The organism is Faecalibacterium sp. i25-0019-C1, from assembly GCF_042854225.1.
In the GTDB taxonomy this organism is placed as follows: domain Bacteria; phylum Bacillota; class Clostridia; order Oscillospirales; family Ruminococcaceae; genus Faecalibacterium; species Faecalibacterium taiwanense.
Map to the genome: position 1 here is coordinate 1,811,535 of NZ_AP031428.1, position 13,814 is coordinate 1,825,348.

Consider the following 13,814-nt stretch of genomic DNA (forward strand, 5'->3'; position numbering starts at 1 on the left):
GCATTCACTTCCTTACAGCAGATTCAAGAGGAGAGTATACTTCCCCTATTGTGCTTTCATCTTACCATAAAACACTTTGCATATCAAGCTGACAGATGTAAACTTTTCAGCATAGATTTGTCCATATTGCCCACTCTGGTTTAAATTCAATTCAGCATAATATTTCAATAGAGCAACACCTATATTCAAGATCCTTCCCGCCTTGACTAACATTCCCGTTCATCGTTTTCAAGTGAAATGATAACTGCGTTTTTCTCAGCTTCATATCTTCCTTTAAACTGATGATCCTTTCCTGCGGCTAGTCCATTTGCCTCCAGTAGCGCCTGAATGAACTGTATTCCGTTAATCATCATCCGGCACTGCCCATCGGTCAACAGCCTGTCTGGAACCTTAAATGACATGGGATGTTCAGCGGTGCACGGAGTAATCGCAATAGACTTCCGATCTTTCCTCTGCAAAACACAAATATCTATTTTCTTATGGACAAAAGCAAACAAACCCACGGCGGGTCGCACAAAGGCAATCCACCGTAGGCTTGAACTCTCCTTCAATCTTTATTTGCTGCTCCTTTTTGTGGGTCAAAACAGAGCTTCCAAAAGCCTCCTACATATAACCCCAAGGATTTTCCGCTTCTTGCAGTTTTTCAACAAATAAAACATTTGAAGGACAACTCAAGCCGTCAAAACCCTTTAGTTATCGTAGGTTTTCTTGGTTGACCCTATGCGGTTGTCAAGTAAGGAACAAAAATTTTTGTAAAAAAAAAAGCCCTACAAGGCTTTCAATCGGTTCTTACACCAATTTGAGCCTTGTAGGGCTTATCTTCTTATTCATAATTCGGGGGCTTAACCTGACTACAGATGGTATTATTCCAGCACACACCAATCGCCTGAACTGAAATACACTGCTTCCACGTACAGCATTTTTATGGACGAAGGCCCTTCACAAGAGTCTGAAATTCCTGTTCTGTATCCACAAAGTGGTAAGGCGCATACTCACCATACGCTGTTGGCCTGCTGATTGTTACAAGCTGTACTCCCTTATATCCAACCTCTTTGTTCAATTCTCTTTTTAATTCCACCAGATGCTTCCCATGCGTCGTTTTTAGAGCAAAACAACCATGTGCATTACGATCTTTTGCTACTAAATAGCACATTATTCAGCACCTCCTTAAATTCATGTTCATTCCGAATCAATCCATTTTCATACTTTTCACGCATTATCTTCCCTGTTTCCACGGGATAATTCTTTTTATATTGCTCTTTTTTCGGCATCATGCCGTCATTTAAATTGATGTTTTCCCCTGTCACCAAATCATTTGCCTTCAATAGTTTTCAATTCTTCAAGGTAATAGTCACCATGATAGAATTTAGAAACATCCATATCAAGAGCTTCAACTACCCGACAGGCCAAGCCAAAAGAGGAAGTCAAAATATTTCTTTCCCCAGATTCCAGCCTTTGATATTGACGTAAAGTTATATTGGCTCGATCAGCAACCTCTTGTTGCGTCATCCTTAACATTTGTCGTCTTTCCGATAAGACAGCCGCTGCTGTTGGAATTATCGTTTGAAAACTATCTAAAATTCCACCACTCATAATATTGGTTCCCTTCATCACGTCCATTTGGACGTATTATACGACCAAGTGGACGTGATGTCAAGTTGTACACTTTTGAGGCGAGAGGGCACTTTGTTCATCTTTTTCAAGCGAAATGATAACTGCATTTTTCTCGGCATCATACCGTCCTTTAAACTGATGGTCTTTTCCTGCCGCCAGACCATTTGCTTCCAGCAACACCTGAATGAACTGTATTCCGTTAATCATCATCCGACACTGCCCATCGGTCAGCAGCCTGTCCGGGACCTTAAAGGACATGGGATGCTCCGCAGCACACGGCGTGATTGCAATAGACTTCCGATCTTTCCTCTGCAAAACGCAGATATAGGCCGGACTTCCAAGAATACGGATAACATCTTTCCCAACATTCATTCTCCGGCTTTCCGCCGGAATTGTCACTCGCAGGTGCATAACTCGTCCAGAATTCATGTCGGCATTCCTCTCCCGTCAGACTCATAACTCGATTGCTGCATATTCACAGATTGTTCCGGCAAATGGGGTAGCACTGTATTTTCCGGTGGTTCGCTTTTCTGTCTCATTGGTGGCTTCGGCGCTGTATTCTCTTCCTGCACAGGCTCATCCAATACCGCAGAGCCCTGATACCCAATGAAGTCTTCAAACATGTTCATCTGATGGTCTGCAATATAGTCATTATAAGATTTTCCGATACGGTTCTTATAGGCATCCGGGAAGAATTTCATCTGCTTTTTCTTCATTTCACCAGTAAGCGGATCCGTATATTCCTGTGGCTTCGGGGTGAACATGATTGCTTCTTCCAAATCAAACAACATACAAAGACCCTGATCTGAATTAGCCACCCGTCCAAGCACTTTATAACGGCATTCCCGATTCCAGTTCATGAGCCTGAAGATATTTTCCACAAATTCCAATGATGTAATATCCTTATTCACCCAATTTTCGTCGTTCTGTCGTGCCCATTCAACAGACGCGCTGTCCTCTTCCGGGCACATAATCAACGCAAGCCGCTTCTTATTGGGGTGCAAAATCGGAAGGACATACTTGATTCCTTCAAAAAGCCGAATGCACGCCATATTAAATTTCATAACACCATATTTTATGCTCACTGCAGGTTTATTCAGCATGGAAAACTGGGTGCGCGGCGGAAGTTCATAGCCATCGAACTTTTCGTACTCCAGTTCTCTTTTATGTTCTTTCCGTATCTGTGCAAGTTCACGAATCAAGGAGATTTCCCGAACGCTCAGTTCCTGCGCCCTGCTTTTTTCTTCCATTCTATAAGTTCCTCCTACATCGACATCAAAAGATCATCCAGTTCACGTTGAACTTCATTTCTGCTTGGAATTGCACCAATCATGGGATTTTCTACGACTTGGCCAGATTCCATCACATCACTAACTGTAATGCTCTGAACCCATTTACTCCGATATAACCGGCATTTCAGATTCATCGAACAATTTTCTTGTTCATACTGATTTTTCCCAGTCAAAATCCGGGACTCATCTAATTCAAAAATCAGAAATTTTGCATTTCCCTGACCCCGGCAGATACCACGGCACTGGTAACGGCAATTCATTTTCCAGTTCAACGTTTGAAGAATTAGGCCAGAAAACGCTCTGGCTGAAAAGGCACTATGAACGTCATTGTCATCTTGCCAGTGCATCGCCGTTGAAGAGCCCTGATCGCTCTTTCGCAAAATCACGACCTGCAGAATCGGATGATAGAGCAGTTCCACATATTCGTAGTTGTCCAGCCGGGTGTGGCATGCCTTGCTGAAACGGATTCCATTTTTTGAGATTGTCATGACCGGGCTGCTTTGATTGATAAAACATATGCCAGATACCGTCAAATAATCAGATGGCAATGCCATATCCAACTTCTTTCCAGACCGCATTTCTGCCATCTTGTTCAGTTTCGCCACCTCTTCCGGCAGATAGGTGCTCAGGCAAAGGCTGCGGATGCTTTCGGCATTGATACCGTTCCAGTTCGGATGGATACCCACAAAGCCTTTCAATGCTCCCTGCCGGATTACCACAATATCCTGCACACCGCACTTTTTGCTGCTGGATGCCACAAGATGTGCAGCCCGTGCAATCTCCGGCGAAACAATCGCTTCGTGATGCTCCGGGACATAGGCAGAGCAGCGATTCCCATTATTCTTTGTAACCTTGCCCAGCTTGTAGTCCACCACGATGCTCTTCCGGGCTTCCAGATCACCCCAACGGCGTTCATTCTTCATGATGTTTGCCACCATCACACCGTTCCACTCCTGCCTGCCGCGCAGGGTGCTGCGCTTTTTCTGCGTCAGGATCATTGCAATCTGATCGTAGTTATACCCTTGAATAAATGCCAGAAAGATAAACCGCACCGTCTTTGCTTCTTCCGGCTCAATTACCAACTGTCCATCTTTGGTATGCCGATACCCCATCAGGTCAGCCACCGGGTACTGACCTGTCATAATGCGCTGATCATACGAAAGGATCATCCGGCGGCTCTTGTTGCCCGATTCCCAGTCTGCCAAAAGAGCCTGAATGTCAAGACTGTATTGACTGCTTGGATTCAGCGTGTAGATGTTTTCCGTTTCAAAGTACACGCCAATGGGATGTGCCGGGTGCATGGTTTTCAGGGCCGCGATCTGCGTCATGCAATCTGAAAAATTCCGAGCAAAACGTGAAATGCTGGCACAGATAATCAAATCCATCTTCTGGTCTTTGGCATCTCGCATCATGCGTTTAAACGCATCACGTTTCCGCAGCGATGTGCCGGATTTTCCTTCATCGCTGTAAATGTCCTGCAAATTCCAGTTTTCCGTTTCTGCAATCTTTTTGGTGTAATATAGAGTCTGGTTTTCAATGGAAGAAATCTGTTCTTCGCTAGAGGTGCTGACACGGGCATAAACCGCTACACGCTTCAGGTCACTGTCGTAAATCGACGGTGTCGGTTTCGCCGGACGAAAGTAGTCTTTTGCCGTTTTCTGGCCCTGTTCTGCCTGCTTATGGATTCTGTCCCGAATTTCAGCTTTTCTCTTTTCGGACTCCAAATGCCTACTCTGCCAGTCTGCTCCACACGGCAGCATGTCCACATCTTCTGCTGGGATATGTTCTACGTTCATTTTTCTTCAGCCTTTGTCATTTCATCTTCCAGTCGAATTCTCCACTCAAGATAATCTTTCCTTCGGATTGATGTGTATTTTTCGGCCAATTCTTTCAAGTTCTGACGCTGATTCTCAACATCAAGAATCGTGTCAATTCTCTGGTCGTCATCATCTGTAACAATGTCCACCCGCATCGGCAAATCAAACAGATATTTCAGCAGAAAACAGAAATCACAGGTATTCGCTGCAAGGTAGGCCCTTGTCTGTGAAAAAATCAGATTGACGGCACCCTTTTTGCAATCTTTGAGCAGATGCACCATTTCCGGGCGTTTATAAATTTCCTTATTCCCTGTGATGTCAATATAGACACCAACCAGCCTTTTATCCGCATCATCCCTAAACTTTTCAGCATAGTAGGAACTGTGATAGGCTACTGCTGCATCCTTAGAGCGTTCCCACAGTTTTGCAAGTTTCACATAGCCGCCTACTTTATACTTGCGGTCCATTCATAACACCTTCTTCCGGCTGAACACTCCAATACCATTTTCGCTTTTTCTGGTAGCAGTGAATTCCCATTTCTGTTTTTACCATCCGCGCCACTCGTTTGCTGACCCCCTCATTGTCCAGACGGCAATAAATTTCATTTGCACTCATATCGCCTTTTTCAAGGAAATGCTTGATCCAGTAGGCAGCTTTCTGTTGCTCTGTATCAAATTCAGGTTCGACGTCCGGCTGTTGTTTTTCAAAAAGCTGTGGCCTGCATTCCAGCCATCGAAAGCCCTTGTCGGCAGAAATGGAAAAGCGGATGTCTTCTGCCGTAGGCGCAAGACTGTTTTTGATTTGATGTACGATTCTTATATCAGGATTCTCGGTATCTCGCTCCACCTGCAGGACGCTTCGTGCTGCTGCCACAACATCAATACTGCCAAGGCTGCGGTACAGCCCTTTGGAGCCTTCTTTTTTGTTGAGGTGTCCAATCAGAACGATAGCGCAGTCGTAACCAGCAGCCCACATTCCAAGGCGGCGCATGAGTTTCCGCGCTCTGCCTGCAATTTGCAAATCCGAATCGCTGCCAAGATAAGCCTGAATCGGATCGATCACCACCAATCGAGGCCGAAATTCAATGATTGCCTGACGGATGCGCTCATCGTCCAATGTAAGGCCGTTATAAACTTCTTCGTTGATGAAAGCAATCTTCCTGCAGTCTGCTCCGCAGCGTTCCAAGCGGGGCTTAATCGTGTCTGAAACGCCATCCTCTGAGCACTGATAAATCACTTTTTGCGGCGTACCAATTTTGCATCCGTCCGGGGTCTTACCTCCTGTTGAAAGTTCCGCAATCAGATTCATCATCATGGTAGATTTTCCATCGCCGGGATCACCCTGCAGAAGTGTGATTTTCCCGATTGCAATAAAGGGATACCACAGCCACCGTACATCCGTTGACTGAACTTCGCTATACAGTGTCAGCAGCCGTTCCATTTCGTTTTCCCCACTTTATTTTCGCAGCTTGATTTCATGCTTTTATTATACTCTTATCAGATGATTTTTTCTGTGAAGTGGCACTTCACATGTGCAGCAAATTGTGATGTAACACTTCACAAAATTGCCTCAGAACACACGACCGCTAGGGGTGGCCCCGCCAAATTCTGAGCCACATTTTCATCATTTTCTCTATACAAATGAAAGTACATCCGTTAACTGAACCCCGCTGTACAGCGTCAGTAACTTTTTCACTTCGTTCTCGCTCACATTATCGTGCTGTTCAATTTTATGGTTTTATTATACACCTGTCAGATAATTTTTCTGTGACCCAGCAGGTCACTTGTTCCTTAAAATGTGACCTACTGGGTCACATTTTGGCCTCAGAAGCCATCTCCGCTAGAGGTGAAAAACGAAAATTCTGACTTCTATGTTGGCTGCTCTTTTCGTTCTTCTTGATTCGTTTTTCCATAGGCCAGATAATAAAAGTACTCTTATGCGGGCATTCGAAAGGAAGATTTACTTATGTCCGTCAATTATGTTGCTTTGGGAAAACGTATTGGTTATTTCAGAATGCAGTGTGGTAATATCACCCAGGAAGCCTTAGCCTCTAAAATCAATCGCAGTCGTGAATTTCTGGCCAAAATTGAAAAAGGCACAGAACACCCCAGCGTTGCCACTCTGGTCGATATTGCCGACGCCCTCTGCATTTCCATTGATGATTTGTTGATAGACAGTCTTCACTATTCCGTTTCAACTTCCAACACCGAATTGCATCGTCTGTTATTGGACTGCAACGAAACTGAACAGGAAATCATTATCCGCACGGCGAAGGAGTTAAAGGCCACTCTCGTCAGCCTTGGAATTTAACATCCATCCGTACTAAAATCACAAAATAAAAAGGCCCGCATAAGCCGCAGACGCACCCTCGAATCATCTTGGGTGCTGTCTGTGGTTTATGCGAGCAGTTATTATGTTAGCTTATTCTCTTACTATCAAGCAGGCATATTGTTACTACGTTCACTCCGCTTCATTCCCATAAAAGGAGGAACAGAAGCACGGCTCAGTCCTTTCTCATGGGCTTTCATCAGCTGGTACTCGTGCGTAGCCACTGCATCAATAAATTCACGCTGCTTCGGTGTTGCATGGTAATAATCTGTTTTAAAGCGTTTGCATACGCCAAATAAAACATTCAAATATTCCATTGTATCATTGCTCATAGGAGCAACCTGCAGCTCAAGTTCTTGATCTTTCATACTGAACCCTCCAATCTTTAAGATAAGTAGGTACTGAAAATTTCTTGTGCGCCTTCATCAGCCAGCATAAGCAGCTTTGGGCCTCCCGAATGTGGCTGAAAAATCGGAACTGCATGAAAATCTTTGATGTAGTGATCATACAGTTCATCTGTTTTTGCTTCAAAGGTAACAATGCCGCCATGCCCACTATCAATTGACAATTGAATACCATAGGCAATCATCATTCGGCCAATGCCTGCGTATTTCCGCACTGTGCTAATTGTCGGATTACTCTCAGGATGCGCTTCAATATTAGCAATAAAAACAGATATTCCGTGATCATCTTCTCGATATGCACCCAATGCTACAATTTCGCCAGCATCTGTTTTCGCCGCATACTTTTCCAGCTTTGGATCGCGGATAAATTCACTCGTCCAATCAGATTGCCACTTTTCCTTTGTAGAGGTCAGGTCTTCGTTGGTTGCCGATTCAATATCAATCTCAATTTGTTTCCCGGTCTCGTTTTCTACCACATAGTACTGGAGAACCATTTCCTCCACACTCCCTTCTATAGTTATTGTAGCATGAACTTTTCAAAAACGCAAATATCATTTCTCACTCTGCTTCGTAACTTTTCAGTACATCTTCAAATGTAAAACGAATTTTCACGCACTCATCGTTGAAAACCTCAATGCGGTCAATAAAGGTTTCCACCACATTCTGCGACAGGTGCATCACATCGCCAGCTTCTCCCACCGTATTCATCACGGCTTGCAAATTATCCGTATCCTTCTTCACAGGCTGGAAAATTTGATTTTTCTCGGTACGCAGCCTTTGAATCTGCTCCATCTTATCATCTTCCTGCACTCTGTAGGCATCTCTCTGCCGGATGAACTCTTCCTTACTCATATTCCCGTCGGCATACTGCTCATACAGTGCAACACGAAGTTTTACGAGCTCTGCCTTTTCTGCACTCAGCTTTTCTTCCTGCCGTTCCAGTGCGGAAAAGCAAATCAACGCTTTGCGTTCCCGTTCGTGCAGGATTTCCAGTACATGCTCCGCCTGCTTTATCTGCACTGTCAGTGCGTTTCGGACAATCTCTTCCAGCAATTCCTCAGAGATCGGGATTCGCTTGCAGGGATTGTCCACCGCTGTGGCTGAGAATCTGCAGTTAAACGAGGGGCCAAGCTTCTTGAGAACACGATATTTCATCAGTTTCTGGCAGTAGCCGCAGTAGACCTTGCCTTTCAAGGGATACTGGTGCTTTGTGTAGTTCCCGGCCTGGTGTTTTCCATGCTGCAGCATGATGACCATTTGTGCCTGTTCAAATTCCTCCGGGGTCACAATGGCGGCATGGCTGTCCTCAATACGTACCTGCTGTTCCAAAGGGGCGCGTAGCACCCGATGCTTACAGGGAACCGGCATAATGAATTTCGCGCCCACATAAGTTTCCTTATACTTCTCATTTTTCAGAACATGGTAAACCGTTCCACTTGTCCAATGGCTGCGCTGCAGATCCCATGCTTTCTGCTCACTGTACACATGGTTTTCCGCCACATGATACGCTGCCGGGGTCGGGATCTGCTTTTCATTCAGGATTTTTGCGATGGTGCCTGTTCTGTTGCCCTGCAATGCCAGTTCAGAAATCAACCGCACATATCGACTGGCTACCGGGTCGAGGATCAACTTATGACAGTCGTTCGGGTCCGACAGGAATCCAAACGGGCGGTATCCTCCGAGATACATTCCTTTTTTCTGCATCACATGGTCTGCTGCCGCGATTTTGGCAGAAAGATCCCGGCTGTAGGATGCGTTGATGATGTTCTTAATGGCTACTTCCAGTCCGCGTACATCGTTCCCGGCCTGCATTCCACTGTCATACCCATCGTTGACAGAGATGAATCGAACGCCCAGCAATGGAAAAATGCGCTCCATATAATCGCCTGCTTCAATATAGTCACGGGCGAACCGGGAAAAGTCCTTTACGATAATCGTTTTCACCTTGCCATCCTGCGCGTCCTGAATCAGCCGCTGGAACGCCGGGCGGCTCGTGGAGGTGCCGGAGTAGCCATCGTCCACGTACTCCTGACGCGACTCTGTTGCCAGTTCGGGGCGGGCCATGATATACCCCTCTACCAGTCCGCGCTGGCCCTGAATGCTGTTGCTCTCAGCCTTATCAGCACCCACATCCTCGTCCGCAAGAGAAAGCCGGTAATAGGTTCCGATCATCTGCTGCTCACCGCCTTTCAAACGTGTAGATCAATTCTGCCTTTACGATTTCTGCTGCACGATTTTCCAGATTTCTCATACGGCGTACCCACTCCATCTGATTTTCTTCTTTCAGTTTTTCCGATACGCCCTCCCGCTGGCTCAGCTGCTCGATCAAAACCTCATATCGTTCCACTGCCTGCTCTTCCACATTTGCTAAAATAGTATCCAGTTTTCCGCTCAGCAGCAAGCTCTGGTAATAGGCCGGTTTTCGCAGTTTCAGGTACGCCTTGTGCAGCATCCCCCAGCGGCCAATCGGACGGGTCCGTGGCAGTTTCAAGGCTGGCAGATAATAATCACCCACCAAAACATATTCCATTCCTGTCCGGGCATCATAGATTTTTTCTTTCATTGTCTGTCCTCCTTTTTCGTTAGAACACAAATTCCGTGTAAGTATTTTTCTTGTGATCCACTTCAATTTTCTTTACATACTGCTGCAGATTATCTGCCGTTAAAAGAACCTCTGTGTTGCCTGCGTTTTGCTTTTTCTGCTGCAATTCTTCTTGAACAACGACCAGTTCTTTCTCGTTCTCAGTTTTTGTCTGTCTGAATGCCTCAATTTCATTCTCTACATCCTGCTTCAATTCCAAGAACTTTTCTTTTGAAATTTTTCCAAGGACATACTGCTCGTAGCCGCTGCGCTTCTGTGATTCCAGTCGAACGATATTGCCTGACGCCTGTTCAATTTCACGTTTTGTAGCTATTTCTTTTGATTGGAGTTTGCTTTTTCCAGAGCTTTTCCGTACCAGCTTCTGCAAATCACGGTGTTCTTCCATCCGCTGGTGCAACTCCTTGTTAATGCCGTTCCAGAGGTCTTTCTCTGAGATGGAAACATGGCAAGATGCACAGTAAAAATACAGCGTACCATCACTTTGCCAATGACAAACCATTTTTTCTCCGCACTTTTTGCAAAAGATTCTGCCTTTGAAAATGTTCGGATTGTTCTTTCTGCGCTGTCTGCACCACTTTTTTCGCTCTTCCTTGACTGCTTGCTCGGCTTCCCGTAATGCAGAAACTTCATCAAACAATTCCCAGCTGATAATCGCCGGATGGCTGTCCGGCACCATCCGCCAGCTTTCCCGTGGATTCTGCCCGATTTTCCGATTCGTTTCATCGTAGGCGATGCGGTTATAGACCATTGTTCCTGTGTAGATTGGATTTTCCAGCACCTTTGTCACGAACACGGTCTGCCATGCTGGGTCCTTTACCCGCAAGGTGTTTTTCAGGTATCCCAGCTGACAGCGGCGTGTAAAAGGTGTTGGGATTCCCTGCGCAGACAGCTTCTTTGCAATCTCGCGCTCTTTCATGCCGGATTTCTTCCAGAGAAAAATCCGAACTACCACATCGCTGACTTCCTCGTCCAGAATTAAATGATTCTGCTGATTTCTCTTGTAACCGAGCGGAACAGGCGTATAAATTTCTCCTCGTGCTTCCTTGGAACGAAAGCACGACTGAATCTTCTTGGACAGGTCTTTCGAGTACATTTCATTGATCATGCTCTTGATCGGCACCAGCATCCCGTCCCGGCTCTGTCTGTTCAGGCTGTCATAATTATCATTGATGGCTATAAATCTTACGCCAAACAGTGGAAACACTTGCTCCAGATACTGACCTGTTTCCACGAAATTACGACCCAGTCGGGAGAAGTCCTTTACCACAATGCAGTTGACTTTCCGCTCCTGCAGTGCTTTCAACAGCCGTTCAAATTCCGGGCGGTCAAAGTTCATCCCTGTGCACCGCTTGTCCGCAAACACATCCAGCAGCATCAGATCATCCCGGTGGTTGATATACTCTTTGATGTAAGAAATCTGTACTTCCAGCGATTCCGTATCCCGAAGTACATCATCAAAATCGGACAGTCGTGCGTAAATTGCGGTTTTCCAGATACGGTGCGGTGCGTTTTCCGCTTCCCGCTGCGCCGCACTTACCTTTTTGCTTACTCTTGCCATAAGTCACAGCCTCCTTTTAAGCTGATACTTCACGCTGCCCCATCTGCTTTTGATGCAGTTCTTCCAGCAGGTCCGCAATTTCATCGTGGAATCGGAACGTAATTTCTACCCGATTGCCCTCATACACTTCGATTTTCTCAATCAGTTCAACGACCATCGGACGGGTGATTTCTTCCAATTTTCGATACTTACGGTACACATCCAGAAACGGATAAGCGTTTGGAGCAGTCTGTAGATTTTGCTGTTCCGCTTCCAGTTCGGTGATTTTTCGCTCATACTCTTCTATCCGCTTGCTGTACAGTTCGTTGTAGTTCAGGAAATCCTCCCGTGTGAGGATTTCCTCTGCGTAATCCCCATACAATTTTTCCTTAATGCCCTGTGTATGGGCCTTTTCTGCAGTCAGCTGCCGAATCTGCCGTTCGATGCGCCGCACACGGTAGGGTTCCTGTTGGGCCTGCCGGATGCTTTCTACAAACTCTGCTTCCTCCATCACGATCTGGATCTGCATCTGGAGCGCATTCCGCACAATGTTATGGAGTTTTTCATCCCGCAGATTATGGCTCGTGCAACTGCCTTTGTTCTGTTTGCTGCCGGAGCACTGATAATAGATGTACCGCTTTCCTTTATAGCTGGCCGACCTGCGCACCAGCCGGCTGCCGCAGTCCCCACAGTAGAGAAAGCCTGCAAACAGGGCCACCGTTTCGGCATCGTTCGGCCTGCGTGTTTCGGTTTCCAGAATCCTCTGCACCAGTTCAAACTGTTCTGCTGGAACGATTGCTTCATGGGTATTGTCCACGATTGTCCAGTCCCGCATCGGCACATTCATTTTCTTTTTGGAACGATAATCCAGCCGCCGTGTCTTTCCCTGTACCAGTTTCCCGGTATAGACCTCATTGTGCAGGATGCGGTCCACTGCCTTGGCGGACCACGGCGGCTCATCGCTCTTGCGGAAATGCAGACTCAGCTTTGCACCGCTCTGCAGCTTTCGCGCAGCGGGGGACGGCACTTTCTCTGCATTCAAACGATCTGCGATGCCCTGATTACTCACGCCGTTGATTTTCCAGCGAAAAATGTTCTGCACCGTTTCCGCTGCCAGTTCATCTACAATCAGCTTGGTGTGATTATCAGGGTCTTTCTGGTATCCATAGGTTGCAAAACTTCCCACAAAATCACCGCGTTTCCGCTTGACCGCAAGCTGGCTCTTGATTTTGACGGAAATATCCCGGCAGTAGGCATCGTTGAGCAGGTTCCGCATTGGGACCATGATGGAATCGCTGGTCTTCCACGCAGATTGACTGTCATAGTTGTCCGTCACTGCAATCAGCCGGACCCGCATGACGGGAAAAATGCGTTCCAGATAACGTCCCACTTCAATGTAATTCCGTCCAAAGCGGGACAAATCTTTCACCAGAATGCAGTTGATAGTCCCTTGTTCCAGTTCCCTGAACAGGTTTTGGAACGCAGGCCGTTCAAAGTTCGAGCCGGAGTAACCATCGTCCACAAACTCATCCACAATACACAGTTCCGGGTGGTCTGCGGCATAGGCTTCCAGCAGGGTGCGCTGGTTTGCAATACTGTCGCTCTCTGTCTTATCGCCATCCTCACGAGATAAGCGTAAGTACAAGGCTGTACGGTATCGGGTTGTACTTTGCTGTGTTCTCTTCTGCAAATTCATATCAGGGTATAACAAAAGCCTTCCACCTCCTTAACGAATCGGCAATACTGTTCGTCAGAGAAGCGAAAGGCTCCACATTTTTCTATGTAGAACAAGCCTGCCGAGCAAACTTTACTCAGCTGGCACATTCCTATTTTCTTACCCACAAACAGCTTACCAGAATTGTCACCCTTTGTCCAGTGCTTTATCACATTAAAGTGCAAAACTTTTCTGTGTGATTTTTCAGCAGCTTGCCGAAATATTCTCTGCCTTTTCAGCTGGCCGATTGAAAACACCTTCCAATTCGCTCAGACAGTGTGCTGCTCCCTCTCGGTGCGAAATTCAGCTTCACAATAATTCCGTTGTCCAGATAGTAATAAGGATTTCGGACCTTATCCAGCAGATTTTTCAGCCTTTCCTCCTGCGGCAGTCCGTGTTCCACTGCATCCTGCTGCAGTTCCTGCAGTTCAGACTGCTCAATCGTGCGGATGTCCCGGTTCTTCATCTGGTGGATCTGCTCCAGCCAATTCATTCTACCGTTTTCT

General features: G+C 46.3%; 16 protein-coding genes. 1 reads left to right on the forward strand and 15 read right to left on the reverse strand.

Features of this window, described 5'->3' with window-relative positions; translation table 11 throughout:
* Positions 1-206: 206 nt before the first annotated feature.
* The 8 genes from ACGHUK_RS08910 to ACGHUK_RS08945 all read right to left on the reverse strand — a co-directional run bounded on the left by ACGHUK_RS08910 (position 207) and on the right by ACGHUK_RS08945 (position 6,163).
* Positions 207-551: a hypothetical protein gene (locus ACGHUK_RS08910; RefSeq protein ID WP_390574064.1), complete on the reverse strand. Its 345-nt coding sequence runs from the start codon at positions 549-551 to the stop codon at positions 207-209.
* Between the two features lie 371 nt (positions 552-922).
* A complete protein-coding gene (locus ACGHUK_RS08915) occupies positions 923-1,153 on the reverse strand; it encodes a DUF6718 family protein (RefSeq protein ID WP_207675968.1) in 231 nt (76 codons plus the stop codon).
* Between the two features lie 158 nt (positions 1,154-1,311).
* Complete coding sequence (locus tag ACGHUK_RS08920; RefSeq protein ID WP_165852569.1) at positions 1,312-1,593, reverse strand: helix-turn-helix domain-containing protein; 282 nt, start codon at positions 1,591-1,593, stop codon at positions 1,312-1,314.
* Between the two features lie 60 nt (positions 1,594-1,653).
* Positions 1,654-2,043, reverse strand: coding sequence for a hypothetical protein (locus tag ACGHUK_RS08925; protein ID WP_390574067.1), 390 nt, complete (start codon positions 2,041-2,043; stop codon positions 1,654-1,656).
* The gene (locus ACGHUK_RS08930) at positions 2,040-2,864 is read right to left on the reverse strand and encodes a hypothetical protein (protein WP_390574068.1); all 825 of its coding nucleotides are present in this window, start codon (positions 2,862-2,864) and stop codon (positions 2,040-2,042) included. The genes ACGHUK_RS08925 and ACGHUK_RS08930 overlap by 4 nt, the downstream gene beginning before the upstream one ends.
* Positions 2,865-2,878: 14 nt before the next feature.
* Positions 2,879-4,702, reverse strand: a complete 1,824-nt coding sequence (locus tag ACGHUK_RS08935; protein WP_390574070.1) for a recombinase family protein — start codon at positions 4,700-4,702, stop codon at positions 2,879-2,881.
* A complete protein-coding gene (locus tag ACGHUK_RS08940) occupies positions 4,699-5,190 on the reverse strand; it encodes a hypothetical protein (protein WP_249233192.1) in 492 nt (163 codons plus the stop codon). Before ACGHUK_RS08940 ends, ACGHUK_RS08935 begins: the two co-directional genes overlap by 4 nt.
* Positions 5,174-6,163, reverse strand: a complete 990-nt coding sequence (locus ACGHUK_RS08945; protein ID WP_390574071.1) for an AAA family ATPase — start codon at positions 6,161-6,163, stop codon at positions 5,174-5,176. Before ACGHUK_RS08945 ends, ACGHUK_RS08940 begins: the two co-directional genes overlap by 17 nt.
* A gap of 525 nt (positions 6,164-6,688) precedes the next feature.
* Between ACGHUK_RS08945 and ACGHUK_RS08950 the strand changes: the two genes are divergently transcribed.
* Positions 6,689-7,033, forward strand: a complete 345-nt coding sequence (locus ACGHUK_RS08950; protein WP_390574073.1) for a helix-turn-helix domain-containing protein — start codon at positions 6,689-6,691, stop codon at positions 7,031-7,033.
* 125 nt (positions 7,034-7,158) lie between these two features.
* On the opposite strand, the gene ACGHUK_RS08955 is transcribed toward ACGHUK_RS08950, so the two are convergent.
* The 7 genes from ACGHUK_RS08955 to ACGHUK_RS08985 form a co-directional block, all read right to left on the reverse strand.
* Positions 7,159-7,419 carry a hypothetical protein gene (locus ACGHUK_RS08955; protein WP_097777541.1) on the reverse strand — a complete coding sequence of 87 codons (261 nt, stop codon included), beginning with the start codon at positions 7,417-7,419 and terminating at the stop codon, positions 7,159-7,161.
* A gap of 17 nt (positions 7,420-7,436) precedes the next feature.
* Positions 7,437-7,958: a hypothetical protein gene (locus ACGHUK_RS08960; RefSeq protein WP_274235868.1), complete on the reverse strand. Its 522-nt coding sequence runs from the start codon at positions 7,956-7,958 to the stop codon at positions 7,437-7,439.
* A 55-nt stretch (positions 7,959-8,013) separates the two neighbouring features.
* Positions 8,014-9,627: a recombinase family protein gene (locus ACGHUK_RS08965; protein WP_390574075.1), complete on the reverse strand. Its 1,614-nt coding sequence runs from the start codon at positions 9,625-9,627 to the stop codon at positions 8,014-8,016.
* Positions 9,628-9,634: 7 nt separating this feature from the next.
* Positions 9,635-10,018 carry a TnpV protein gene (locus ACGHUK_RS08970; protein WP_390574077.1) on the reverse strand — a complete coding sequence of 128 codons (384 nt, stop codon included), beginning with the start codon at positions 10,016-10,018 and terminating at the stop codon, positions 9,635-9,637.
* 19 nt (positions 10,019-10,037) lie between these two features.
* Positions 10,038-11,615, reverse strand: coding sequence for a recombinase family protein (locus tag ACGHUK_RS08975; protein ID WP_390574079.1), 1,578 nt, complete (start codon positions 11,613-11,615; stop codon positions 10,038-10,040).
* A gap of 16 nt (positions 11,616-11,631) precedes the next feature.
* Complete coding sequence (locus tag ACGHUK_RS08980) at positions 11,632-13,239, reverse strand: recombinase family protein (protein ID WP_390574081.1); 1,608 nt, start codon at positions 13,237-13,239, stop codon at positions 11,632-11,634.
* 304 nt (positions 13,240-13,543) lie between these two features.
* Complete coding sequence (locus tag ACGHUK_RS08985) at positions 13,544-13,801, reverse strand: DUF6870 family protein (RefSeq protein ID WP_390574083.1); 258 nt, start codon at positions 13,799-13,801, stop codon at positions 13,544-13,546.
* Positions 13,802-13,814: the final 13 nt, after the last annotated feature.